General features: G+C 71.9%; 26 protein-coding genes and 1 pseudogene. 17 read left to right on the top strand and 10 right to left on the bottom strand.

What is annotated here, in order from left to right; translation table 11 throughout:
- Positions 1-86: 86 nt before the first annotated feature.
- The 9 genes from VGD70_RS14365 (at position 87) to VGD70_RS14325 (ending at position 9362) form a co-directional block, all read left to right on the top strand.
- Positions 87-746 (top strand): CoxG family protein, encoded by a 660-nt coding sequence (locus VGD70_RS14365; RefSeq protein ID WP_331081941.1) that lies wholly within the window; start codon positions 87-89, stop codon positions 744-746.
- Positions 746-1621 (top strand): FAD binding domain-containing protein, encoded by an 876-nt coding sequence (locus VGD70_RS14360; protein WP_331081940.1) that lies wholly within the window; start codon positions 746-748, stop codon positions 1619-1621. The genes VGD70_RS14365 and VGD70_RS14360 overlap by 1 nt, the downstream gene beginning before the upstream one ends.
- On the top strand, positions 1614-3917 hold the full coding sequence (locus tag VGD70_RS14355) for a xanthine dehydrogenase family protein molybdopterin-binding subunit (RefSeq protein ID WP_331081939.1): 2304 nt from the start codon (positions 1614-1616) through the stop codon (positions 3915-3917). The genes VGD70_RS14360 and VGD70_RS14355 overlap by 8 nt, the downstream gene beginning before the upstream one ends.
- On the top strand, positions 3914-4375 hold the full coding sequence (locus tag VGD70_RS14350; RefSeq protein WP_331081938.1) for a (2Fe-2S)-binding protein: 462 nt from the start codon (positions 3914-3916) through the stop codon (positions 4373-4375). The genes VGD70_RS14355 and VGD70_RS14350 overlap by 4 nt, the downstream gene beginning before the upstream one ends.
- A complete protein-coding gene (locus VGD70_RS14345) occupies positions 4372-5106 on the top strand; it encodes an alpha/beta hydrolase (RefSeq protein ID WP_331081937.1) in 735 nt (244 codons plus the stop codon). The genes VGD70_RS14350 and VGD70_RS14345 overlap by 4 nt, the downstream gene beginning before the upstream one ends.
- Positions 5103-6533, top strand: coding sequence for a UbiD family decarboxylase (locus VGD70_RS14340; protein WP_331081936.1), 1431 nt, complete (start codon positions 5103-5105; stop codon positions 6531-6533). The genes VGD70_RS14345 and VGD70_RS14340 overlap by 4 nt, the downstream gene beginning before the upstream one ends.
- Before the next feature lie 34 nt (positions 6534-6567).
- Positions 6568-7338, top strand: a complete 771-nt coding sequence (locus VGD70_RS14335) for an IclR family transcriptional regulator (RefSeq protein ID WP_331081935.1) — start codon at positions 6568-6570, stop codon at positions 7336-7338.
- A gap of 190 nt (positions 7339-7528) precedes the next feature.
- Positions 7529-8194 carry a UbiX family flavin prenyltransferase gene (locus tag VGD70_RS14330; RefSeq protein ID WP_331081934.1) on the top strand — a complete coding sequence of 222 codons (666 nt, stop codon included), beginning with the start codon at positions 7529-7531 and terminating at the stop codon, positions 8192-8194.
- Positions 8178-9362 carry an MFS transporter gene (locus VGD70_RS14325; protein WP_331081933.1) on the top strand — a complete coding sequence of 395 codons (1185 nt, stop codon included), beginning with the start codon at positions 8178-8180 and terminating at the stop codon, positions 9360-9362. Before VGD70_RS14330 ends, VGD70_RS14325 begins: the two co-directional genes overlap by 17 nt.
- A gap of 6 nt (positions 9363-9368) precedes the next feature.
- On the opposite strand, the gene VGD70_RS14320 is transcribed toward VGD70_RS14325, so the two are convergent.
- Positions 9369-10040: a DUF1345 domain-containing protein gene (locus tag VGD70_RS14320; protein WP_331081932.1), complete on the bottom strand. Its 672-nt coding sequence runs from the start codon at positions 10038-10040 to the stop codon at positions 9369-9371.
- A 235-nt stretch (positions 10041-10275) separates the two neighbouring features.
- On the opposite strand from VGD70_RS14320, the gene VGD70_RS14315 reads away from it, so the two are divergent.
- Together VGD70_RS14315 and VGD70_RS14310 are read left to right on the top strand one after the other, a co-directional pair.
- The gene (locus VGD70_RS14315; RefSeq protein WP_331081931.1) at positions 10276-11223 is read left to right on the top strand and encodes an esterase/lipase family protein; all 948 of its coding nucleotides are present in this window, start codon (positions 10276-10278) and stop codon (positions 11221-11223) included.
- A 258-nt stretch (positions 11224-11481) separates the two neighbouring features.
- Positions 11482-12303: an IclR family transcriptional regulator gene (locus VGD70_RS14310; protein ID WP_331081930.1), complete on the top strand. Its 822-nt coding sequence runs from the start codon at positions 11482-11484 to the stop codon at positions 12301-12303.
- Positions 12304-12365: 62 nt separating this feature from the next.
- Here VGD70_RS14310 and VGD70_RS14305 read toward each other — a convergent pair whose 3' ends face one another.
- Entirely contained in the window at positions 12366-12902 is a 537-nt protein-coding gene (locus VGD70_RS14305) for a GNAT family N-acetyltransferase (protein ID WP_331081929.1), read from the bottom strand.
- 134 nt (positions 12903-13036) lie between these two features.
- Here VGD70_RS14305 and VGD70_RS14300 point away from each other — a divergent pair, with 134 nt between their 5' ends.
- Positions 13037-13447 (top strand): VOC family protein, encoded by a 411-nt coding sequence (locus VGD70_RS14300; protein WP_331081928.1) that lies wholly within the window; start codon positions 13037-13039, stop codon positions 13445-13447.
- 296 nt (positions 13448-13743) lie between these two features.
- Positions 13744-13890: pseudogene (locus tag VGD70_RS14295) on the top strand (DNA alkylation repair protein); the annotation flags it as partial.
- Here the strand turns inward: VGD70_RS14295 and VGD70_RS14290 are convergent.
- Positions 13887-14792: a GlxA family transcriptional regulator gene (locus VGD70_RS14290; RefSeq protein WP_331081927.1), complete on the bottom strand. Its 906-nt coding sequence runs from the start codon at positions 14790-14792 to the stop codon at positions 13887-13889. The pseudogene VGD70_RS14295 and the gene VGD70_RS14290 sit on opposite strands and share 4 nt — an antisense overlap.
- Positions 14789-15388 (bottom strand): isochorismatase family protein, encoded by a 600-nt coding sequence (locus VGD70_RS14285; protein WP_331081926.1) that lies wholly within the window; start codon positions 15386-15388, stop codon positions 14789-14791. Before VGD70_RS14285 ends, VGD70_RS14290 begins: the two co-directional genes overlap by 4 nt.
- A gap of 202 nt (positions 15389-15590) precedes the next feature.
- Here VGD70_RS14285 and VGD70_RS14280 point away from each other — a divergent pair, with 202 nt between their 5' ends.
- Together VGD70_RS14280 and VGD70_RS14275 are read left to right on the top strand one after the other, a co-directional pair.
- Entirely contained in the window at positions 15591-15725 is a 135-nt protein-coding gene (locus VGD70_RS14280; protein ID WP_331081925.1) for a hypothetical protein, read from the top strand.
- A 128-nt stretch (positions 15726-15853) separates the two neighbouring features.
- Positions 15854-16207: a putative quinol monooxygenase gene (locus VGD70_RS14275; protein ID WP_414637963.1), complete on the top strand. Its 354-nt coding sequence runs from the start codon at positions 15854-15856 to the stop codon at positions 16205-16207.
- Here VGD70_RS14275 and VGD70_RS14270 read toward each other — a convergent pair.
- The 6 genes from VGD70_RS14270 to VGD70_RS14245 are packed head-to-tail and all read right to left on the bottom strand — an operon-like array spanning position 16204 to position 21972.
- On the bottom strand, positions 16204-17292 hold the full coding sequence (locus VGD70_RS14270) for a Gfo/Idh/MocA family oxidoreductase (protein ID WP_331081924.1): 1089 nt from the start codon (positions 17290-17292) through the stop codon (positions 16204-16206). The genes VGD70_RS14275 and VGD70_RS14270 overlap by 4 nt on opposite strands.
- Positions 17277-17921, bottom strand: a complete 645-nt coding sequence (locus VGD70_RS14265) for a ThuA domain-containing protein (RefSeq protein ID WP_331081923.1) — start codon at positions 17919-17921, stop codon at positions 17277-17279. Before VGD70_RS14265 ends, VGD70_RS14270 begins: the two co-directional genes overlap by 16 nt.
- A gap of 5 nt (positions 17922-17926) precedes the next feature.
- Positions 17927-18733: an NAD(P)-dependent oxidoreductase gene (locus VGD70_RS14260; protein WP_331081922.1), complete on the bottom strand. Its 807-nt coding sequence runs from the start codon at positions 18731-18733 to the stop codon at positions 17927-17929.
- A gap of 11 nt (positions 18734-18744) precedes the next feature.
- On the bottom strand, positions 18745-19623 hold the full coding sequence (locus tag VGD70_RS14255; protein ID WP_331081921.1) for a carbohydrate ABC transporter permease: 879 nt from the start codon (positions 19621-19623) through the stop codon (positions 18745-18747).
- Positions 19620-20591, bottom strand: a complete 972-nt coding sequence (locus VGD70_RS14250; protein WP_331081920.1) for a sugar ABC transporter permease — start codon at positions 20589-20591, stop codon at positions 19620-19622. The genes VGD70_RS14255 and VGD70_RS14250 overlap by 4 nt, the downstream gene beginning before the upstream one ends.
- 10 nt (positions 20592-20601) lie before the next feature.
- The gene (locus VGD70_RS14245) at positions 20602-21972 is read right to left on the bottom strand and encodes an ABC transporter substrate-binding protein (protein WP_331081919.1); all 1371 of its coding nucleotides are present in this window, start codon (positions 21970-21972) and stop codon (positions 20602-20604) included.
- Positions 21973-22079: 107 nt separating this feature from the next.
- On the opposite strand from VGD70_RS14245, the gene VGD70_RS14240 reads away from it, so the two are divergent.
- On the top strand, positions 22080-23195 hold the full coding sequence (locus VGD70_RS14240) for a GntR family transcriptional regulator (protein ID WP_331081917.1): 1116 nt from the start codon (positions 22080-22082) through the stop codon (positions 23193-23195).
- Between the two features lie 75 nt (positions 23196-23270).
- Entirely contained in the window at positions 23271-24488 is a 1218-nt protein-coding gene (locus tag VGD70_RS14235; RefSeq protein WP_331081915.1) for a glycoside hydrolase family 71/99-like protein, read from the top strand.
- Positions 24489-24519 lie beyond the last annotated feature (31 nt).

The raw sequence follows: 24519 nt of genomic DNA, 5'->3' as shown, positions 1-24519 counted from the left end.
CGATCCTGTTTCGTCCTGCTTGACACTCCGGCGACCCGCTCTTAGTGTCTCGTTGACAGGACCACTCGTCTCCTATGGCGGTCTACATGAAACTTGCGTCCGAGTTCTCCGTCCCCGCGGCACCCGACAAGGTCTTCCCGCTCTTCTTCGACCCGGAGACCATGCGCGGCTGCATCCCGGGCTGCGAGGAGCTGGAGCGGGTCGACGAGAAGAACTACCGGGGCCGGCTGGTCAACGAGGTCGCGCACGTGCGCTTCTCCGCCGGGTTCTCCGCGGCCATCGCGTCGGTGACCGACGACGCGGGCGACAAGCAGGTCACCGCGGTGCTCAAGGGGGAGGACCGCAAGCTCGGCAGCTCGATCAAGATCGACGCCCGGCTGACCGTCCGGCCCACCGGCGCCGGCCGGGACGCCTCGGTCGTCGGCTACGAGATGGACATGGCGCTGTGGGGCAAGCTCGGCCGGCTCGGCGAGCCGATCATCCGCCGGCGCAGCCGCGAGGTGGAGCTGGAGTTCGCGAGGTCGCTGGCCATCGCGTGCGGTGCCCCGGTCGAGGACCTGCCGCCGACCAAGGCCGCGAGGAAGACCGCCCGCGTGGTCCCCACCGTCGCCGGCACGGCAACCGAGACGGTCGGCGCGCCGGCGGACACCCAGCTCGCGGCCGCGGCGACGCGGAAGCTCGCCGTGCTCGCGACCGTCACGTCCCTCGTGGCGCTCGTGGTCGCCGTGTTCCGGCGGGGGCGTTGATGCCCGCGCTGCACCGGCCGGGCTCGCTGGACGAGGCCGCCACCCTGCTGTCCACTTTGGACAACCCGATGGTGTACGGCGGCGGCACGGCCATCCAGATCCTGGTCAAGCAGGGCATCCTCTTCGCGGACAACTTCGTCGACCTCGCCACCGTGCCCGGCCTGCGGGACATCGCCGTGGACGCCTCGGGCGTCACGGTCGGGCCGATGGTGAGCCTGCGCCGGATGGAGACCGACGAGCGGGTCCGCGCGACCGCGCCGCTGGCCGCCGCGGCCTACCACCAGGTCGCCAACCCGCGGGTGCGCAACACCGCGAGCGCCGGCGGCAACCTCGCGCACGGCGACTACCGGCTCGACCCGCCCACCGCGCTGCTCGTGCTCGGCGCCATCGTGCGGGCCACCTCGGTGCGCGGCACCCGGGACATCCCGGTGCGCGAGTTCTTCACCGACTTCCAGCAGACCGCGCTCGAGCCCGACGAGCTGGTGTCCGGCATCCGGATCCCCAGCCAGCCGGCCGGGTCCGCGGGCCGGTTCGTGAAGAGCTCCTCGCTGGGGGAGAACGACTGGCCGTGCGCGTCGGCCGCCGTGCTCGTCGCCGGCCGCACGGTCCACATCGGACTCGGCGCGGTGGCGCCGACGCCGCGGTACGTCTCGTTCGACGCCACCGGGATGGACGACCAGCAGGCCGTGGACGCCGCGCTCGAGGTCGTCGAGCCGGAGCTCGACCCGATCCCGGACGTGCGGGGCGGGGCCGGGTACAAGCGCAGGCTCGCGCGGGTCACGGTCGAGGACGCGGTCCGGGCCGCGTGGAAGGACCCCGCGTGGAGGGACACAGCGTGGAGGGACACCGCGTGGAAGGACACAGGGAATGCTTGAGCAGGGGTGGGTCGGTGGCCGGCGGGCGCGGTTCGACATGGTCGGCCGGGTCCGCGGGCTCGTCTCGCACGTCGGTGACCAGCCGGTGGGCGCGGGCGCGCACGTGGCGCTGCACCGTGGCACCCGGCCGCACGCGCTGATCTCCGCGGTGCACGTCGAGGACGCGCTGGCCATGCCCGGCGTGTACGCCGTCGTCACCGGCGCCGACCTGCACAAGCAGCTCGGCGACCGGCTGCTCACCGGCCCGGCGTTCGCCGACCAGCCGGGGCTCGCCTACGACAAGGTGCGCTACGTCGGCGAGCCGGTGGCCGCCGTGCTCGCCGCCGACCTCGCCGCCGCGCGCGCCGCGGCCGACGCGGTCTGGGTGGAGTACGAGGAGCTGACCCCGGTCTACGACCTCGCCGACGCGCTCGAGGGCACCGCGTACGTCCACGACGAGCTGCGGCCGTCGTCGGTGTTCGGCGACCTGGGCCACCTGCGGGGCGTGCGGGACACCAACGTCAACTACGAGTACAACCTGCGCCACGGCGACGCGGCCGCCGCGCGGGCGGCCGGTGCGCACACGGTCACCGGCGAGTTCTGGGCGCCGCCGACCCACCACGTGCCGATCGAGCTGCCGTGCACGATCGCGTGGGTCGACGCCGGCCGGCTGGAGATGCTCTCCACCACGCAGACCCCGTCCTACGTCCGGCAGACGATCGCCGACCTGCTCGACCTGCCGCTGTCCCGGGTCCGGGTGACCACCCGCCCGCTCGGCGGCAGCTTCGGCGCCAAGATGTACGACCGGCTCGAGCCGCTGGCCGCCGCGCTCGCGTGGACCACCGGGCGCAAGGTCCGGCTCGTGGCCTCGCGCGAGGAGTCGTTCCTGCTCACCACCCGGCACGGGGTCGGCGTGACGTCGAGCATGACCGCCGACGCCGAGGGCGACCTGGTGAGCGCGATCGCCGACGTCCGCTACGACACCGGCGCCTACGCCGACGTCGGGCCGCGCATCGCCGCGAAGTCCGGCATGGTCGCGCCCGGCCCGTACCGGATCGCGAACGCGACCGTGCGGTCCCGCTGCGTCTACACGAACAAGCCCTCCGCGGGGCCGTTCCGCGGGTTCGGCGTGCCCCAGGTGACCTGGTCGCACGAGTCGCTGATCGACGAGCTCGCCCACTCCCTCGGCGAGGACCCGTACGCGTTCCGCCGCAAGCACCTGCTGCGCGAGGGCGACGAGGCGCCGATGGGCACGCGGATGCACAGCGCGGACTTCGTCGGCTGCCTCGACGCGGTCGCGAATGCGATCGGCTGGTCCGAGCCGCTGGACCGGGGCACCGGCCGGATCCGCCGCGGCCGCGGGGTCGCGGTCGGCGTGAAGGCCGTGCTGACGCCGACGATCGCGAACGCGGTGCTGCAGCTCAACCAGGACGCGTCGGCCACGCTGCTGATCAGCACGGTCGACATGGGCCAGGGCAGCGACACGATCATGGCCCAGATCGCCGCCGACGTGCTGCGGATGTCATCCGAGCGCATCCACGTGGTGCGTGCGGACACCGACGCCACCCCGTACGACACGATCACCGCCGGCAGCCGGTCGACCTACCACACCGGCAACGCCGTCCGCCGGGTCGCGGAAGCCATGCGGGGCAAGCTCCTCGGCCTGGCCGCCGAGCGGTTCGGCGTGCCGGCCGGGGAGGTCTCGCTGACGCCGGACGGCCTGCGTCACGCGGACGCCGAAGTGTCCATTTCGGACCTTGTGCACAGCCACTTCGGCGCGCGCGGCGCCACGCTCACCACCGAGGCCAACTACACCTCCGACTGGGTGCCCTACGACAAGGAGACCGGCCGCTCGGCGAAGGTCACCGAGCACTGGTTCGCCGGCGCGATCGGCGTGCGGCTCGCGGTCGACACCGCCACCGGCCGGGTGCACCTCGAGCATCTCGCGGTCGCCGGTGACGTCGGCAGGGCGATCAACCCGCGGCTGGTGGAGCAGCAGCTGTCCGGCGCGGCGATCATGGGCATCGGGCACGCGTTGTTCGACCAGCTGGTGCTCGACCAGGGCCAGCTGATCAACGGCACGCTGCTGGACTACCAGCTGCCGTCCATCAAGGACCTGCCCGACGAGCTGACCCCGATCATCGTCGAGAGCCCGCACGACACCGGCCCGTTCGGCGCGAAGGGCGTGGGGGAGACCGGAATCCTCGGCGTCGCCCCGGCCATCGCGAACGCGATCCGGGACGCGGTCGGCGTGCGGCTCACGACGTTGCCGATGACGCCGGAGTCCGTCGTGGCCGCGCTGGAGGAGAGGGCATGAACCGGATCACCCTGACCGTCAACGGCGTCCGGCACCAGGTGGCCGTCGCCGACGACACGCTGCTGCTCGACGTGCTGCGCGAGAAGGTCGGCACCACGAGCGTGCGCGAGGGCTGCGGGGTCGGCGCGTGCGGTGCGTGCACGGTGCTCGCCGGCGGGATGAGCGTGTCCAGCTGCCTCGCGCTGGCACTGCGCTACGACGGCGCGGAGATCACCACCGCCGAGGGCCTCGACGAGAACGACGACGTGGTGTCGTCCTTCGTGGACTGCGACGCGGCCCAGTGCGGCTACTGCATCCCCGGGTTCGTGCTGATGTCCCGCGAGCTGCTCGCGGAGAACCCGCGTCCGAGCGAGCAGGAGATCACCGACCACCTGGAGGGCAACATCTGCCGGTGCGGCACGTACCCGGAGATTCGCAAGGCCGTCGCGACCGCCGCCGAGCGGAGGTCACCCCGATGAGTACGGTGCTGCTCCTCCATTCCCTCGCGATGTCGGGTGAGCTGTGGCGGCCGCTCGTCGAGAAGCTCGAGCCGCACGCCCGCGTCGTCGCGATGGACGCGCGTGGGCACGGTGAGTCCGCATGGGACGGATCGGCGTTCGCCATCGAGGACCTGGCCGGGGACGCGGCCGGGCTGATCGCCCGGCTGGGCGACGGCCCGGTCGCGGTGGCCGGCATGTCGATGGGCGGCTGCGTCGCGGTCTCGCTGGCCGGCACCCACCCGGACCTGGTGAGCCGCCTCGTCCTGGCCGACACCACGGCGACCTACGGGCCCGGCAAGGCGGCCGCGTGGGCGCAGCGGGCCGGCGACGCGATCGGCAAGCCGCGGGACAAGCAGCTGGAGTTCCAGCTGGACCGGTGGTTCTCGCCGGACTTCCTGGAACGGGAGCCCGTCGAGGCCAAGCGGCTCGCGGACCTGTTCCTCGCCACCGACTCCGGCGCGCACGCGCAGGCCTGCCTCGCGCTCGGCGCGTTCGACGGCACCGCGATGCTCCCGTCGATCACCGCCGACACGCTGGTCGTGGTCGGCGAGCACGACTACGCCACGCCGCCGGCGATGGCGAGCGCGCTGGCCGACGGCATCCCGCGGGCGCGGCTGCGGGTGTTCGAGGGCGCGCGGCACTTCAGCCTGTTCGAGGCGCCCGGGGCACTCGACCTCGTGGCCGCCCACCTGCTCGGGGAGGTCCGATGACCGACCTGCGCGGCTGGCTCGAGCGCGTCGAGTCCTTCGGCGAGCTGCGGCACGTCCGCGGCGCGCACTGGGACACCGAGCTCGGCGCGATCGCGGAGCTGAGCTACCAGCGCCCGCACCCGAAGGCGATGCTCTTCGAGGACATCGCGGACTACCCGGCCGGCCGGGTGCTCACCGGCAGCACCGGCTCGGCCCGCCGGCTCGGCCTCACCCTCGGCCTCGGCGACGACCTCGACGACGCGGGTCTCGTGGCGGCGCTGCGCGGCAAGCCATCGACCTGGGCGCGGGCCGCCGCCGACCATCCCACCGAGACGGTCACCGACGCCCCGCTGCTGGCCAACGTCGTCGAAGGCCCGGACGTCGACCTGCTGTCGCTGCCGGTGCCGCGCTGGCACGCCGGCGACGGCGGCCGCTACGTCGGCACCGGCTGCCTGGTGGTCACCCAGGACCCGGAGACCAAGGACATCAACGGCGGCTGCTACCGGATGGAGGTCGTCGACGAGGGCCGCTCGGCCACGATCAACGCCGTCCCCGGCAAGCACGGCGCCCAGCACGTCCAGCGCTGGTTCGACCGGCACGGCAAGGCCCCGGTCGCCGTCTCCTTCGGCCACCACCCGGTGCTGCTGGTCACCGGCGGCACCGAGGTCCCGGCCGGCACCTCCGAGCTCGAGTACGCCGGCGCGATCCTCGGCGAGCGGCTGCCGGTGCTGCACGGCGAGCACACCGGCCTGCCGATCCCCGCGGGCAGCGAGGTCGCGATCGAGGGCTGGCTGCGGCCGGACCACCTGCGCGACGAGGGCCCGTTCGGCGAGTGGACCGGCTACTACTCCGGCAAGCGCCGCCCGGCGCCCGCGCTGGAGATCACCCGCATGTACTACCGGGACGACCCGATCCTGCTCGGCGCGCCGCCCGGCAAGCCGCCGCACGACTACTCCTACATGCGCACGGTGATGAAGTCCGCGATGATCGAGGACGCGCTCGTCGGCGCCGGCGTGCCCGGGGTGCGCGGCGCGTGGGCGCACGAGGCGGGCGGCGGCCGGCTGTTCATCGCGGTGTCCATCGAGCACCGCTACGCCGGCCACGCGAGGCAGGTCGGGCACCTGGCCGCGCAGCTGCCGGCGGCGGCGTACATGAACCGGTTCGTGGTGGTCGTCGACGACGACATCGACGTGGCCGACCTCAACGAGGTCGTGTGGGCGATGTGCACCCGCTGCGACCCCAAGCGGGACATCGACATCATCGACGGCACGTGGGGCAGCAAGCTGGACCCGATGCTGGTCGAGGGTGCGCCGCCGTACAACAGCAGGGCCGTCATCGACGCCTGCCGGCCGTTCGAGCGGCGCGCCACGTTTCCCGCGGTGTCCACAGGCGACCCCGACTACCTAGAGTCGGTGCTGACCAAGTGGGCGGAGGTACTCGCACCGTGACCCGGGCGAGCTGAGCAGACAGGGGAATGCGACTGTGGCGAGCGACGTGCCGGCGGTGTCGTCGGCGGTGCGGATCCTGGAGCGGCTGGCGGCGGAGTGGCCGCATGCGGTGGCGCCCAAGGATCTCGTGACCGAGCTGGGCCTCAACCGCAGCACCTGCTACAACATCCTCGCCACGCTGCAGCGCGCCGGCTGGGTCACCACCACCGGCGAGCGGGCCGGCTGGATGCTCGGGCCGAAGCTGCTCACGCTCACCGGCGTCACCGACACCATGGGCAACGCCGTGGCCCAGCAGGAGATCGACGAGCTGGCCCGGCGGCTCGGGTTCGTGGTGTTCGTGGTCGAGCCGGACGGCTCCGGCGGGTACGTGGTGACGGTCAAGGCCGAGCGGCAGCTGGGCGTGCGGGTGACCGTCGGCGTGGGGGAGACGTTCCCGTTCTCCGCGCCCGCGCTGATGCAGGCCTACCACGCGTGGCAGCCGGCGGACCAGGTCGACGAGCTGGTGGACCGGTTGGGGCTCAAGCACTTCACCCCGCACACGATCACCGACCGGGAGGCGCTGCGCGAGGCGCTCGCGAGGACCCGGGAGCGCGGGTTCTCCACCAGCATCCAGCAGTACGACATGGCGCAGAGCGGGGTCGCGGCGCCGGTGTTCGACAAGCGCGGGCAGGTGGTGCGGGTGGTGTGCTCGCTCGCGTTCTTCACCGAGCTGCACCAGGACAACGCCGCCCGGATCGGCGCGCAGGTCAGCGCGTGCGCCGAGCGGATCACCGCGCGCACCGGAGGACGGCGGCCGGTGTCATGAGCGAGCTTGCGAGCGAATCGGTTTCACTGAGCGAGCTTGCGAGCGAATCGGTGTCAGAGGGCGAGCTTGCGAGCGAATCGGTGCCACAGGGCGAGCTTGCGAGCGAACCAATGTCACTGAGCGAGCTTGCGAGCGAACAATCAACACAGGGCGACCGCGAGCGGCTTCACCGAGCCCCCGAGGGGTCGTCGTGAGCCCGGCCGCGCGCCGCCGTCCCTGGCTCGTCGGTGTCACCGGCGCGAGCGGCACGCCCTACGCGGCGGCGATCCTGCGTGGCCTGCTCGACGCGGGCGAGGACATCGACGTGATGGTGAGCCAGGCCGCCCGCCTGACGCTGCTGGACGAGACCGGGCGGTCGGTGCGGGACAAGCACTGGCAGGCGGATCTGGCCGGCTGGCTGGGCCGGGACGTGGCGGGGGTGCGGTACTGGCCCGCCGGCGACCTCGCCGCCGGTCCGTCGTCCGGGTCGTACCGGACGAAGGGGATGATCATCGTGCCGGCCACGACCGCGACCGTGGCCGCGGTGGCCACCGGTGCCACGTCGAACCTCATCCAGCGGGCCGCGGACGTGACGCTGAAGGAGCGCCGCCGGCTCGTGGTCGTGTTACGTGAGACACCCCTGCGTTTGTCCACTTTGGACAACCTGCGGGCGCTGGCGGCGGAGGGCGCGGTGATCATGCCGGCCAGCCCGGCGTTCTACGCGGGCGCGCGGGACGTGGCCGCGTTGGTGGACTTCATGGCCGGGCGGGTGCTCGACCAGTGTGACGTCGACCATGACCTCTACCTGCGCTGGGAAGGTACGTTGGGGGCGGCCCGTTCGGGGGCGGAGTGGGGAGCGCGTGTCGAGCAGCACTGAGCAGACGACTGTGCCGGCGGAGGCCGCGCGCTCGTTGCGGCTGTTGCAGGTGGCGGCGTTCACCAGTTCGTTCGACCGGCTGATGATCGCGTCGATGCTGGTGGTGATCGCCACCGAGCTGCACGGCTCGGTGGAGTCGGTCAGCCAGGCGGCGGCGACGTACTTCCTCTGCTACGGCATCGCGCAGATCTGCTGGGCGATGGTCTCCGACCGGCTCGGCCGGGTCCGCACGATGCGGCTGGCGCTCGCGTTCGCCGCGGTCGGCGGCCTCGCCTCGGCGGCGGTGCCGGACGTCGGCTGGCTGGTGGCCGCGCGGGGGTTGACCGGCGCGTGCTTCGCCGCCGCGATCCCCAGCGCGCTGGTCTACATCGGCGACACGGTGCCGGTGCGGGTGCGCCAGGCGCCGTTGACCGACCTCATGACGAGCACCGCGGTGGGCATGTCGCTGGCCACCGTCGGCGCGGGTGCGCTGGCCGACTTCACGAGCTGGCGGGTGGCGTTCGCGTTGACCGCCGTGGTCGCCGCGGTGCTGTCGGTCGTGATGCGGCGGCTGCCCGAGCCGGTGGTGGCGGCGCCGGCGCCGGTGTGGACGTCGCTGCGCGCGGTGCTGGTGAACCGGCCGGCGCTGCTCGTGCTGCTGCTGGCGCTCACCGAGGGGCTGGTGCTGCTCGGGCCGCTGACGTTCTTCCCGGTGGTGCTGCACGCGAGCGGGCTGAGCGTCACCGTGGCCGGCCTGCTGACCACGGCGTACGGCGCGTCGGTGCTGGTGTTCGCGCGGGTGGTGAAGGCCCGGTCGCGGAAGATGGCGCCGGCGATGCTGATCCTGGTGGGCGGCTCGCTGGCGGTGCTGGCCTACCTGCTGCTGACCGTGTCGCACGCGGTCGTGCCGGTGGTGGCCGGCACGGTCCTGCTCGGCGCGGGGTGGGCGTTCATGCACTCGACGCTGCAGACGTGGGCCACGGACATGGCGCCGAATTCGCGGGCCACGGCGGTGTCGCTGTTCGCGACGATGCTGTTCACGGGCAGCGCGCTGGGCGCGGCGTTCTTCGGCCCGCTGGTCGACGCGGGCAGCTTCCAGCAGATCTTCGTGATCACCCTGGTGGTCGCGGTCCCGCTGACGATCACCGCCACGATCGGCCGCCACCGGTACGCCACCCGCGGCCACTGACGCGGCTCAGGACTGGCCCAGGTTGGTCACCAGGTTGACGGCCACGGCGAGGATCCCGGTCCCGAACACGTAGGACAGCATCGCGTGGCCGACGGCGACCTTCCGGATCCTGGTCTGCGTGAGCTCGGTGTCGGACACCGCGAAGGACATGCCGACCGTGAAGGCCAGGTAGGCGAAGTCGCTGTAGGCCGGGGGCTCCTTCTGCTTGAAGTCGATCCCGCCGGCGTCCGGTTCGTCGACGTAGTACAGGCGGGCGTACTTCAGCGCGAAGACCGTGTTCACCAGCGCCCACGACAGCGCCACGCTCACGACACCGAGGATCACCGAGACCACCGCGATGCCGTCCTGGCGGCTGCTGGACTGGACCAGGGCGGCGACCACGGCGGAGAGGCTGGCCACCGCCGCCAGCAACACCCAGGTGTCGGTGGTCCGGGACGTGGCCTCCTCCTCGGCGAGCTGTTCGGTGCCGGTCTCGTCCTGCCCCCAGCAGACCCGCCACACCCAGGTCACCGCCACGGCCGCCGCGATGATCCAGCTGACGAGCGGCAGCAGCTGCGGCGCCCCGAGCAGCGCCACGCCGGCACCCGCGACGAGCCCGGCACCGACGCTGACCAGGGCGCGCCGGGCGGAGAGGATCGGACCCGAGTGGAGCGGGGGAGTGGACTGCGGCTGCGTCACGGCGGACTCCTTGGGGTGGATCCCTGGCACCTGGTCGAGGCGTGCTGGGGGGTGTACCCACCGGAGGCCGTCCGGATCGTGGCAGCGCCCACCGACGGTTTTCGTGCCCCGGCGCAGTCCGCCGGGGCGGAGTTGTCTCCCGGATGACAAGAAACAGCCCGCGGGATATCCGTGACCGACGGTTGCGCCCGACCGGCCTAGCATCGGATGATCTGTGCGGCTCCCGGGAGGCTCGATGATGCGCCGTCTGTCCAGTGTCGTGGTCGCGGTGGTGTCCGTGTTCGTGGTCGTGTTGTTCGCCCTCGCCACGCCGGCCGCGCAGGCGGCCCCCGCGGCCGGGCCGGAGACGTCCAGCTTCGTCGTCGCGGCGGGCTACTCGCTCGGCCATCCCGACGCGAGCCCACCCGGCGCCAACGACTGGTCCTGCCGGCCGGGTGCCGCGCACCCGCGGCCGGTCGTGCTCGTCCACGGCACCTGGGAGAACCGGTACGACAACTGGGCCAAGCTGGCGCCCGTGCTGAAGCGGGACGGCTACTGCGTCTTCGCGCTGAACTTCGGCGACACCGACGAGGACCTGGCCAGCGTGCCGCCGGTCCTGAAGGGCACCAGCGACATCCGCCGGTCGGCCAAGGAGCTGGCCACCTACGTCGACCAGGTGCTCGCCGCCACCGGCACGTCCCAGCTGGACATCGTCGGGCACTCGCAGGGCGGCATGATGCCCCGCCAATACCTGCGGTTCGAGGGCGGCACCGGCAAGGTCGCGACCCTGGTCACCCTCGGCTCGACACACCACGGCACCACGCTGGACGGCATCGGCACGCTCGCCCGCACGCTGGGCGTCATCGGGCTCAGCGGCCCGTTCATCGGCGTCGCCGGCGAGCAGCAGGTCCGCGGCTCGCAGTTCCTCGCCGACCTCAACGCCGGCGGCGACACCGAGCCCGGCGTGCACTACACGGTGATCGCGACCCGGTACGACGAGATCACCACGCCGTACGACTCGACGTTCCTCACCCCCGGCCCCGGCGCGACCGTCGACAACATCACCCTCCAGGACGGCTGCCCGCTCGACCTGTCCGACCACCTCTCGATGTCCTACTCGCCGCGCGCGATCGGCTACGTGCGCCGCGCCCTCGACCCGGCCGCCGGCGCGCCGCCCTGCCTGCCCAACCTTCCGGTCGTCTAACGGCAAACCTGATGTGAGGGAGCCGCACGGGAAGGGCCGGACCCTCGGCGTGCTCGACGCGTCGACCAGCGCCGAGGGGCTGCTCGACGGCGACGTGACCGCCCTCGGCACGTGGGTCCGCCCCGCCGCCGCGGCCGAACCGCCACCCGCCGCCGGTTGCGGTGCCGGTCGGCAAGCGTTTGCTGGTTCTCGGGGCGGTGGTCGGGTCGGTGGTGGTACTTGCCCGGCGGCTGCGGCGATGATCGGATGGTCGTCGACATGACCGCGACCCATCCGAAGCCGACCGTGCCCGCCGTCGCGCGCGCGGCGCGAATGCTCGAGGTGGTGTCCGCCAGTGCGAGCGGCATGACGCTGAGCGAGATCGCCCGGGCCATCGACGCACCCAAGAGCAGCTGCCTGTCCGTGTGCACCACGCTGGTCGAGTCCGGCCTGCTCGTGCGCTCCAGCGCCGGGACCTACCAGCTCGGCTGGAAGGTCGTCCAGCTCGGCCGGGCCTACCTCGCCCGCTCGGACATCGCCACCGAGTTCCGGCGGGTGGACACCGAGCTGGGCCTCCTCGCCGAGGACACGATCGTCCTGTCCCTGTTGGACGGTCGCAACGTGCTCTACGTCCACACCCGCGCCGGCAGCCGCCCGGTGGCCATCCACTACGAGATCGGCATGCGCCTCCCCGCCCACTGCACGGCCAGTGGCAAGGCCCTGCTCGCCGCCCTACCGCCGGCGACCGCCGCCGCGTTGTACGCCGACGACACCTTCGATTCCCTGACCCGGCACAGCATCACGTCGATGCCCGTCCTCGCCCCCGAGCTGGAGCGGATCCGCCAGCGGCGCTACGCGATCGACGACGAGGAGACCGCACTCGGGATGGTGTGTTTCGGGGCGGCCATTCTGGGGGCTGGGGGGCCGGTCGGGGCGTTGAGCGTCTCCATGGTCAAGGCCGCGGCGGACGGGGGGCGGGCGTTGCGGGCCGTGGAGGCGTTGTTGCGGTTGGCACAGGCGTTGACGGCTCGGCTGGGTGGGCCTGTCCTGGAGCTTGGTCCTGTGGAGCCGCCCTCGCTTTACCTGGGCTCCCGCCACTGAGTTCCTTGCTCGCTCTGGCGTAGCAAGCTTGTGCTGCTCGCTTCGCGTCGCTCGGGTGTTGGCTACTCGGCCTCTGCCAAATCGCTCGGGCGGATGCGGAACACCTGTAGGTGCAGGTTGTAGTACTTGTCCGTCTCACCGACCCAGGCCATGCCCAGCCGTTTGGCGGTGCCGATCGCCCGCGTGTTGTTGGGGCGGGCCACCGCGAACAGCTCGTCGATCTCCTGGGTGAAGGCCCACTTGATCAGCGCGGTCCCGGCCTCCGCCGCGTAGCCGTGGCCCCACTCCTCCGGGCGCAGCTGCCAGCTCAGCTCCAGGTCCTCCTCGTACGGCGGCAGCAGCCTGATGCCCAGCCCACCGACCACCGCACCGTCATCCTGGCGCTGGACGGCCCAGCGGCCCCGGGGCGGCATCATGTTCGGCTGCGCCTCGATCCACGCCTGGAGCACCGCGCTCATCGCCGACTCGTCGTCGACCTGGCCCATCGCCGGGGTGAGCCACCGGGTGACCTTCTCGACGCCGTAGATGGCCAGCGCGGCCGGGGCGTCGGCCGGCTCCCACTCGCGCACGACGAGCCGCTCGGTGGTCAGCTGATTCATGACCCCGAGATTACTCAGTTCAGACCCCCGGCGGAGGCGACGCAGCCCGCGGGGTCGTCCGTGCTTGACACCGGGCACCGGACCCTGTAGACAACTCCTCGGTTATAGAACTAGGCGGTTATGGAAGGTGTGCGATGAACTGGACGCTCGAGGTGGTCGTGGTGCCGGTGTCCGATGTGGACGATGCCAAGGAGTTCTACGCGTCGCGCATGGGCTTCGGCGTCGACCATGACAGTGACTTCGGGCCGGAGCTGCGGATCGTGCAGCTGACGCCCAAGGGGTCCGGCTGCTCGATCGTCATCGGCAAGGGGGTGGGGGAGATGGCGCCGGGCTCGCTGCAGGGCCTGCAGCTGGTGGTCCGCGACCTGCGTGCCGCCCGCGCCGAGCTGGTCGAGCGCGGCGTGGACATCGGCGAGGTCCAGGTCGCCGGGCCGGGTGGCTTCCGCCCGGCCAGGGACGACGACGACCTCAACAACCAGGGCTTCGCCTTTTTCGCCGACCCGGACGGCAACCGCTGGTCGGTCCAGCAGATCACGGCCCGCTAGTCCACCTCCCTGGGATTTAAAGTGTGCGTTGCGTTCCGGCGGATGGTGCGGGTTTCGGGGTGGGTGGTGGCTGGGTGCCGTCACGGTCCAGTCCGCCTCCCCGGGATTTAAAAGTGTGCGTCGCGTCCCAGCTAATAGTGCGGGTATCGAGGTGGATGGTGGTTGGGTGCCGTCACGGTCCCCTGAGGGTTCCGGTGGTCAGTGGATGACTTCAACACGATGATCTACGAGACAGGCCTTGGTGACCGCGACAGGCTTCGTCGCCGGGCTCGCTGAGCTGAGCACCCGGCGGCTGGCTCCGCGCGGCCGGCGCGAAGGACCGGGCGCGGCTGCTGACGTTCCTCGACACCCACGCGGCGGCGATGCCCCGGACCACGCTCCGGCACGCGATGGAGCACCTCGGCCCGACCCTGCGCACGCACTGCCGCGGTCTCACGTCCTAGGCGCGGGCGCGGAGGCGGCGCAGCATCCGGGCGTCCTCGAAGCCGACCGCGCGGGCGGCCGCGTCCATCGTCGCGCCGTGGCCGAGGAGGTGTTCGGCCCGCTCCAGGCGCAGCAGGTGCTGGTAGCGCAGTGGCGTGAGGCCGGTCGCCCGGCCGAACTGGCGGGTCATCGTGCGCGGGCTGCACCCCGCCGCGGACGCCAGCTCGGTCAGGAGCAGCCGGGACGCGAACCGGGCGTCGATCAGGTCCTGGACGCGGTGCACGGTCTCGTCGACGTGCGAGCGGTGCCGCAGCAGGGCGCTGGCCTGCGGCTCGTCGCCGTTGCGGCGGGCGTAGACGACCATCTCCCGCGCGACCCGGGCCGCGTCGCCCGGGCCGTGCCGGGTCGCGATCAGGTGCAGGGCGAGGTCGATGCCGCTCGCGATGCCGGCCGAGGTCGCCACCCGGCCGTCGACCACGTAGAGCACGTCGCGCACGACGCTCGCCTTCGGGTGCCGGGCGGCCAGCTCGTCCTGCAGGTCGTGGTGGGTCGTGCAGCGCCGGCCGTCGAGCAGGGCCGCCCGGCCGAGGGCGTCGGCACCCGCGCACACGCTCGCCACCGTGCCGCCCGCCGCGTGGTGGGCACGCAGCCGGTTGAGCGTGGCGCGGCTCAGCCGGCCGGTGCCGCTCAGCTCGGGCGCCCGCCAGCCGGGAACGACGATCAGGTCATCCGCGGACAATTCGGGCCAGGAAAGCGACGCGGCGATCGGCAAACCCTGGGCGGTCACGATATTCGTTCGCTCGGCCACGTAGTGCAACGAATACTCGTGCCCGAGATCCGCCGCGGCGAAGAACGCCTGGGCCGGCCCGGCGAGGTCGAGCAGGTGCACACCCGGCACGAGGAGAAAGACGACGTTGCTCACGATCTGGTCAGGATACCGCCGATCACACCGGCCACCGTCGACACCGTGGCGAACCGGCCGGCGAGGGCGTACTCGGTGCGCTCGACGACGGCCGCGGCGGGCAGCGTGCGCGGGTCGGCGAGCAGCTCCTCGACGGTCCGGTCGGCCGGCGCGGACCAGTGCGGGATCGGGAACGTCGCGGTCGCGTCGGTCACGAAGGTCACCGCGTACCCGAGGTCCGAGCCGACCCGCGCGGTCGTCTCGCAGCACTGCTCGGTGCGGATCCCGCACACGGCCAGCTCACGCACACCGCGGCTGACCAGCAGCTGCTGCAGGTTGGTCGTCGTGAAGGCGTTGTGCGCGGTCTTGGTCAGCATCGGCTCGCCGGCTCCCGGGCGAAGGCCGTCGATCGGGCGCACGTGCCCGGCGGCGGGGTCGAACACCGTGCCGGTGCCGGGCTCGGCGTGCAGCACCCAGACCACCAGGTCACCGGCCGCCCGCGCCGCGGCCACCAGTTCGTCGACCCGGTCCACGATCGCCGGGTTGGACACCGTGCGCCACAGCGGCCGGACGCGGAAGGACTCCTGGACATCGACGACGAGAAGGGCTCTGTTCACCCGGAAAGTGTGCCGCCGCAAAGGCGCCGCGGGAAGGTATCATCGAGCCATCGGCCGGACCGATCTGGTCAGAATCCGGAAAATGCGAATGTAGCCAGCAGGTTACGGAACCGTCGATTCTGAAACTAATCTGAAGGCTCGAGCGACATTCGTAGCGGGATCCTTTGGGGAACACATGGCGACAAGCGGGTGGGAGTGGCCGGTGGAGCCGGTATACGAACGGATGCCGGATTTCGGCATTTTGCTCCTCGAACGGGTCGACCCGGACGCGGCGGCCTGCTGCTGGTCGATCATCGCCGACTGGGAGTGGGAGAACCGGGTCCGGCAGGACGCCTGAACTCCGTGAGCGCAGCCCGTGGCCTGGCATTTTGGCCACGCAGGAGCGCCGCGCGGTAGGAGCTTTCGGCCCTACGGTCCAAAACCGGCCCGTCGCGCTGGCGCGCGGCGGGCGGGTTCGCCATGGTGGTGTCGAAGCGCCCTGTCGAGGAAGGCGGCGACGTGATCTTCATCTGTGTCAAGTGGACGATCCGGCCGGAGAAGGCCGACAGCTGGCTCGAGCTGGTGGACGAGTTCACCCAGGCCACCCGCGGCGAGCCGGGCAACATCTTCTTCGAGTGGTCCCGCAGCGTCGACGACCCGAACCAGTTCGTGCTGGTGGAGGCGTTCCGCGACGGCACGGGCGAGGCACACGTGACCTCCGACCACTTCAAGAAGGCCATGGGCTGGATGCCGGACGTGGTCGCGACGAAGCCGTCGATCGTCAGCGTGTCGACCGAGGGTGAGGGCTGGGGCGAGATGGCCGAGGTCACGCCCCGCTAGGCCCCCGTGAGCGCCATCGGGTCGGGGCGGGGGCAGGTGCTCTCGATTTTCTCCGCGCGGCCGGACTCCGCGGCGCGCAGCAGTGACTCCATGACGTCCAGCACGTGCAGGGCCAGCTCGCCGCTCGCCCGGTGGGCGTGGCCGCCGGCGATGGCGGCCGCGAGGTCGGCCACGCCGCAGCCGCGGCCGGCGTCCCGGTAGCCGGCCGACGCCGGCACCTCTGTCCACTCCGGACTGTCCCGGTGGAACAGGCGCACCGGGCCGCCGAAGCCGTTGGGGTCCGGCACGGACAGCGAGCCCTCGGTGCCGTACACCTCGATGCGCGGGAGCTCGGCGGCCCACACGTCGAAGCTCATCAGCAGCGTCGACACCGCGCCGTTCGCGTGCTCCAGGGCGCCGGTGACGTGCGTGGGCACCTCGACCGGGAAGTCCGTGCCCGCCAGCGGGCCGCTGCCGACCGTCCGGGTGGCCCGTGGGGTGGCGGTCATGCCGGAGACTCGGCGGACCGGGCCCAGCAGCGTGACCAGCGCGGTGAGGTAGTACGGGCCCATGTCCAGCAGCGGCCCGCCGCCCGTGCGGTAGAAGAACTCCGGGCTCGGGTGCCAGCGCTCGGGGCCGGGCGAGACCATGAACGCGGTGGCCGCGACCGGGACGCCGATGCCGCCCGCGTCCAGCCGCTGCCGCGCGGTCTGCGTGCCGGTGCCGAGCACGGTGTCCGGCGCGCAGCCCACCCGCACCCCGGCCGCGTCGGCGGCGTCGAGCACCCGCCGGCCGTCGGCGGTGGTCAGGGCCAGCGGCTTCTCGTTGTAGACGTGCTTCCCGGCGGCGATCGCGGCCAGCGCCACCTCGGCGTGCGCCTGCGGGACGGTGAGGTTGAGCACGAGGTCCACGTCGGCCGCGGCGAGCAGCTCGGCGGGCGCGGCGGCCCGCACGCCCTCGTGCGCGTCGGCGACGGCGACGGCCCGCGCGTGGTCCAGGTCCGCGACGGCCGTGACCCGCACGCCGTCGAGGTGGGGGAGCGTGGCGAGGTACTGCCCGCTGATGTTCCCGATCCCGACGATGCCGACCCTCAACGCGTCGCCCACGCGAGCCCCCTGGTGATCATCGTGTGTACGGCCGGCACCTCGAGGTCCGCGAGCCGGTGCCCGATCGTGGTGACGAACACCCGCCCGGCGCCGTGCCGCCGCACCCAGGTGACCGGCATCGTCGGGTTGCCGAGCCACGGCCGGTCCGGGTCGTCGACGTAGTCGGTGACCGCGAGCACCTCGTTGCCCGGGTCCGCGTGCACGTAGTACTGCTCGCTGTGCACCTCGAACGTCCCGAGCCCCGCCACCACCTCGTGCTCGGCGACCACGCGCACCGGGTAGCGCACGAACTCCTTGTGGTGGTGGATGAACTGCCCGCCGGTGAGCAGGTGGTAGGCGGGCCTGTCGCGGAAGGCGTCGACGATGCCGCCGTGCCAGCCGGCGAGCCCGGTGCCGGCCCGGACCGCCTCGGCCAGGCCCGTGACCTGCTCCTCCGTGGCGGACCCCATCGACCAGCACTGCACGACGAGGTCGGTGGCCGCGAGCCGCTCGGCGTCGAGGTACACGTCCAGGGTGTCCGAAGTGGACACTTCATGGCCGGCCGAGGTGAGCACGGCCGCGTACCGGTCGGTGGCCGCCACCGGCTGGTGGCCCTCCCAGCCGCCGCGGACCATCAGCACCTGTGCCATCCGGGTCACCGCCAGCCGTGTCGCGGGTGGTAGTCGAGCAGGTCGTAGCCGCGCGTGACGTCGAACACCGTGTCGAAGCCGGCGGGCTCTCGCTCGATCTTCGTGTTCGGATGGAAGCGGCGCAAGAGGTCTGCCGTCGGCTCCAGCGCGGTGGTGTCCGGCGCGGCCACCGTGACGACCGGCGCGCCGGTGACGTCGGCGGTCAGCGCGGCGGCCACCGCGCGGGCCGCGTCCAGGGTGTGCAGCCAGGCCCACAGGCCCGCGCGGTCGGCCCCCGGGTCGGCGTGGATGGGCTCGAGGTGGCGGCGCAGCCGTTCGCCCGAGCCGATGAACGGGAACCGCAGGCTCACCACGGTCATGTCCCACTGCCGGCTCGCCGTCGCCGCGATCAGCTCACCGACCTGTTTGGACAGCCCGTAGACGTCGTCGCCCACGTACGGGTGCTCGTCGGTGACCGGCACCGACACCGGCGACACCGACCGCGACGACCATGCGAACCCGAACGCCGAGGCCGACGACACGTTGACGACCCGGCGGATCCCGGCCCGGCCGGCCTGGTCCAGCACGTGGAACGTGGTCTCCACGTTGTTGCCGAACGTTTCGTGCGGCGGGTGGCTGATCGGCTCGGGGATGGCCGCCGCGTGCACCACCGCGTCCACCCCGTCGAGCGCCGCGGCCACCACGGACCGGTCCCGCAGGTCGCCCGAGTCGCCCGCCCGGTCGTGCGTGCGCACGTCGAGGCCGACCGACCGCAGGTGCGCGACCACCTCGGTGCCCAGCGTGCCGCTGGCCCCGGTGACCAGGACCTTCACGAATGCCCCTCTCAGCCCTTGACCGCGCCGATCAACCCGTTGACGAAGTACCGCTGCACGAAGATGAACAGCACGACCACCGGCAGCACGATGATCAGCGAGGCGGCCATGATCACGTTGTACTCCGGCGCGGTCATCGCGGTGAGGCTCTGCAGGCCCAGCGGCAGCGTGAACGCGTTCTGGTCCGACAGCGACACCCGGCTCAGCACGTACTCGTTCCACGTCGGCACCGCGGTGAGCAGCGCGATCGTGACGAGCGCGGGCCGCGACACCGGCAGGTAGATCGACCAGAACGTGCGCAGCTCACCCGCGCCGTCGCAGCGCGCGGACTCCCGCAGCTCGGCCGGTACCGCGCGGAAGCTGTTGGTGAGCAACAGGATCGACAGCGGCGCGGTGCCGTTGACGAACGGCAGCACGATGCCGAGGTGGGTGCCGAGGATGCCCAGCTCCTGCTGCAGGATCACCACCGGCAGCAGCACGGTGATGCCCGGCACGAACAGCAGCGAGATGAACCCGGCGTAGATCGCCCGGCGGCCCGGGAAGTTCAGCACCCCGAACGCGTACGCGGCCAGCGAGTACACGACCAGCACGCCGAGCACGGTGGACCCGGTGACGATCAGGCTGTTCAGGAAGTACCGCGGGAAGTCCAGCTCACCCCACGTCTTCGCGAACGTGTCCAGCGTGGGCCGGGCGGGGATGAGCCCGCCGCCGGCCAGCACCTCGCGGTTGTCCTTGAACGCGCCGGACAGCATCCACGCGAACGGGTACAGGCTGACGAGCGCGTAGAGCGCCAGCAGCACGTAGGCGCCGGCCCGGCCCGGCAGGCCGCCGGCGTGCCGGGTGCCGGCCCGCCGCGGGGCCAGCACGTCCGCCGTCACCTCCGCCGTCACGTCCGGCTCCGCAGCAGCCGCAGGTTCAGCGCGGCGAGCAGCACGGCCGCGACGAACAGCAGCCAGCCCAGCGCGCTCGCGAGCCCGAGGGTGGGCCGCAGGTCGGCGAAGAACGCCAGCTTGTAGGCCTGTAACCCCAGGACGTTCGTGGTGCCGCCCGGCCCGCCGTTGGTCATCAGCAGGAACACCTGGAAGCCGTGCAGGCTGTCCCGCAGGTTCAGCAGGATCACCGCGGCCGTCGTCGGGCGCAGCAGCGGCCAGATGACCGACGACAGCACGCGTGCGCCGCCCGCGCCGTCCACCCTGGCCGCGTCGAGGATCTCCGGGTCGATCGCCTGCAACGCGCTGAGGTAGAGCAGGATCGACACCGGGATCGACGACCAGGCCATCACGGCGATCAGCGTGGGCAGCGCGGTCGACGGGTTGCCGAGGAAGCCCTGCGGCTGCTCCAGCGAGCCCAGCCCGAGCGCGCCGAGCATCGCGTTGAGCGAGCCGGTGGGCTGTAGCACGTAGGTCCACGCGTAGAACACCGCGATACCCGTGGTCACGTACGGCAGGAAGAAGACCGTCCGCAGCGTGGTCCGCAGCAGCCGGATCCGGTTGAGCGCCAGGGCGATCGGCAGGCCGACGAGCACGGCGAGCACCGGCACGCCGATCATCACCAGGCCGGTGTTCCACGCCGCGTCCCGCACCAGTGGGGCCAGCGCCGGGTCGCGGTAGAGCACGTCGAGGTAGTTGTCGAGGCCGACCCAGATCCACTTCGGTGCGAACCCGTTCCACCGGGCCAGGCTCAGCAGCAGGCCGTAGCCGACGGTGTAGACGCCCAGCACCGCGAACAGCACGGTCGCCGGCAGGATGAAGGCGTAGCCGGTGAGCGACTCGCGGAGGCGGAACCGGCGCGGCGCCGGGCGGGACACGCGGCGCGTGGCCCGCCCGACCGCCGGCTCGAGAACGGCGGGGCTCAGCACGTCGGCCCGCTCAGCTCTGCCAGGACGTGGCCACGATCGACCCCAGCTCGCGGTTGGCCTTGGCCGGGTCGCTCTGGTTCAGCGGGGACATCCGGATCAGCGCGTCGCCGGCCTGGGTGTCCACATAGGCCGGACTGAAGAAGGACACGTCCGCCGGGTCGTAGGCGCCGTCCGCCGCGCTGCCGAAGATGTCCTGCATGCCCGCGAGGTCCGGGCCGAGCAGGTCGGCCGTGTCCGCGCCGAGGTCGGTGCCGGGCAGGTCGAGCGAGGCCTGGGCGAACGCGCCGGCCTGCTGCTGCTTGGTCAGGAAGTCCAGCCATCGCACGGCGGCGTCGGTCTTCTCGGTCTGTGCCGAGACCGCGAGCCCGGTGAGCGCGAGCGGGGCGAGGCCGAGCTCGCTGCTCGCGCCGCCCTCGGCCGGCGGGACGCCGAAGTAGACGACGTCGCTCGGGTTCATGCCGTTCTGCTCGATCGCCGCGAGCGTGAACGTGCCGCCGAGCACGAACGCGGACTTGCCCTGCGCGAACGACCGGTCCGCGTCGTCGATGGCCAGCGTCTGCGTGCCGGGCGTCCAGTAGGGCGTGAGCTGGTCGTACAGGCTGAGCACGCGCTTGCCGTTCGGGCTGCCCCACGCCTTGCCCGGGTCCTCGCTCCACAGCGCCTGGTAGGCGTCCTTGCCGAGGTAGGCGTACGCGAGCGGCTCGAGCATCCAGTTGAACCCGGTGGTCGGCGACTTCAGGCCGACGGTGAGCCCGCCGGTCGCGGCGTCCTCGGCGTGCGTGGCCTCGAGCCAGGAGATGAACTCACCCCAGGTCTTCGGTGGCTTCGCGGGGTCGAGTCCCGCGGCCTGGAGCTTGCTCCTGCTCGCGTAGATCACGCCGAACGTCCCGATCGTGAACGGCAGGCTGAACAGCTGGCCTTTCTCGATGCCCGCGTCCGGTGCCTCCGGCTTGAGCGAGCGCTGGTAGCGGTCCTCGCTGACCTTGCCCGCGTCGGCGACCCCGTCGACGAACCGGGCCCGCCACGCGGCGTCCACATTGGACGACAGGTCGGCGAGGATGCCGGAGCCGCCGAGCACGAAGTCCTCGCCGGCCGCGTGCACCTCGAACACGTCGGCGAGGGCGTGGCTCTGCGCGGCGCTCTGGATCTTGCTCTTGAACGCGTCGTCCGGGGTGTAGGGGGTGATGTTGACCGTGATCCCGGTCTGTTCCTTGAACTTCGCGGCCGCCGCCTTCAGCGGCTCGACGTGTGCCTGCTTGAAGGTCCACATCTCCAGGGTGGTGGCGCCACCGCCGGCGTCGCCGGCGCAGGCGGTGGTGCCGGCGGCGAGAGCGGCGGAGGTGGCCAGGGCGAGCAGGAGCCTCAGACGACGTGTACGCACGTGTCCTCCAACCTCGATGTCGAAGACTGACCCACGTGGAAGTGACAGGGACGATACGTCCGATGAATTTAACATGTCAATGGCCTTTGACATGTTAAAGTCGAGGCATGGCCGACGGTCCGCAGCCGCTCTACCAGCAGGTCAAGCAAGCGCTGCTGGCTGACATCGCCACGGGCAGGTACTCAGCGGGCCGACGTTTCGTCACTCAGCGGGAGATCTGCGAGCGGTTCGGGGTCAGCCACGCCACCGCGGTGCGCGCGCTCAACGACCTCGCCGCGGAGGGGCACCTGGTGCGCCGGCGGGGGCAGGGCACCTTCGTCGCCGACCGCGCGGAGTCCGAAAGCGACGGTCCGGTCCGGTCCGGCACCATCGCCTGCATCCTCCAGAACCACGGCCCGCACGTGTCGCAGGTGCTCGCCGGCATCGAGGCCGCGTCCGCCGAGTTCGGCCACCGGGTGTTCCTGCGGCACTGCGAGGGCGACCCGGAACGCGAGGAGCAGGCGCTGCGCCAGGCACTCGAGCACGGCGTCGACGGGATCATCGTCTACCCGGCCGACGGCGGCACCAGCGTCAGCGCGTACGCCGAGGCGCGCCGGCGCGACGTGCCGCTGGTGATGGTCGACCGGTACCGCCCGGACCTGCCCACCGACTCGGTGATCGCGGACAACTTCGCCGCCGGGCGGCTGCTCACCGACGAGCTCGTCGCCGCGGGGCACCGGGTCATCGCCACGCTGTGGGACGAGGTCGACGTCACCAGCGTCCGCGACCGGCTCGCCGGGCACGTGGAGTCGTTGCGGGAGCACGGGATCGCGGTGCGCCCGGACCTCACCGTGCTGCAGCCGTACCGAAACCAGCCCGCCGAGCGGCGCCGGGAGGTGCTGGCGCGCCTGCTGGAGGATCCGCATCCGGCCACGGTCCTGCTGTGCGCCAACGGTTACGTGCTGGCCGACGCGGCGCAGGACCTGATCGCGCTCGGCTACGAGATTCCCGGCGACGTCGACCTGGCCGGCATGGACGACGCCGGCCCGTTCGACGTCCTGCCGATCACCGCCGCGGCCGTCGTGCTCCCGTCCCGGGAGATGGGCGACCGCGCGATGCGCCTGCTCCAGGAGCGCATCACCGGTTCGGCCGGCCCGGAGCAGATCGTGCTCCCCATCGCCGTCCGGACCCGCCAGTCCGCGCCCGCGCACCTGCGCGTGGTCGGTGCCCGCGAGGGCAGCTAGACCCGAGAGATTTCACCCTGCACATGGTCTACGAAGGAGTAGATGATGGAAATTTCGAGGCGTTCGTTCGTCGGCATGGCAGCCGCCGGCGCCGCGCTCGGGGCGTTCCCCGCCACGGCGGCGGCCGGCACGTCACCCAGCCCGATGGCCAGCCCACCCGGTGACGTCGTCGGCAAGATCACCGTCGGCTACCAGGGCTGGTTCGCCTGCATCGGCGACGGCTCGCCGATCAACGGCTGGTGGCACTGGGCCAACAACTGGGGCCAGCCGCCGTCGCCCAGCAACAACTCGATCAAGGCCTGGCCGGATGTCCGCGAGTACACCCGCACGTACCGCACGGCCTACAACAACCTCAACAACGGCCAGCCCGCCGCCCTGTACTCGAACTACGACCAGCAGGTCACCGACACGCATTTCCGGTGGATGCAGCAGTACGGGTGCGACACCGCGGCCCTGCAGCGGTTCAACCCGACCGGCGGCGAGGGCCCGATCCGGGACGCGGTCGCGGCGATGGTGCGCACGTCGGCGGAGCGGTACGGCCGCAAGTTCTACATCATGTACGACGTCACCAACTGGACCAACATGCAGTCCGAGATCAAGGCGGACTGGACGAACAAGATGAAGGCGTACACGTCGTCGGGCGCGTATGCCAGGCAGAACGGCAAGCCGGTGGTGTGCGTCTGGGGCTTCGGCTTCAACGACGGCGGCCGGCCGTTCACCCCGGCGCAGTGCCAGGACGTGATCAACTGGTTCAAGGGCCAGGGTGTGTACCTGATCGGCGGCGTGCCCACGTGGTGGCGCACCGGCGGCGGTGACTCGCGGCCGGGCTTCCTCGACGTGTACCGGTCGTTCAACATGATCTCGCCGTGGATGGTCGGCCGGATCGGCAACGCCGCGGACTCGGACAACTTCTACAACGTGGCGAACAGCCCGGACCAGGCCGACTGCAACGCGCACGGGATCGACTACCAGCCCTGCGTGCTGCCCGGCGACATCGCCGGCCGCCAGCGCGCCCACGGCGACTTCATGTGGCGGCAGTTCTACAACATGGTTCGCGTTGGCGCGCAAGGGATCTACATCTCGATGTACGACGAGTTCAACGAGGGCAACCAGATCGCGAAGACCGCGGAGAACGCGGGCATGGTGCCGAGCGGCTCGGGTCTGTGGGCCCTGGACGAGGACGGCACCCCCTGCTCGGCGGACTACTACCTCCGCCTCACGGGCGACGGCGGCCGGATGCTGAAGCGCCAGCTAGCGCTGACCGCGACCAGGCCGACGCGGCCGGTGCCGTGAGCTGTGCCGTGGGTGCCCCCAGGCGCGGGCG

This window comes from Actinophytocola sp. (genome assembly GCF_036402745.1).
GTDB lineage: Bacteria > Actinomycetota > Actinomycetes > Mycobacteriales > Pseudonocardiaceae > Actinophytocola.
Note: the sequence above shows the minus strand (reverse complement) of the source record. Positions and strands in the feature narration are given on the sequence as shown.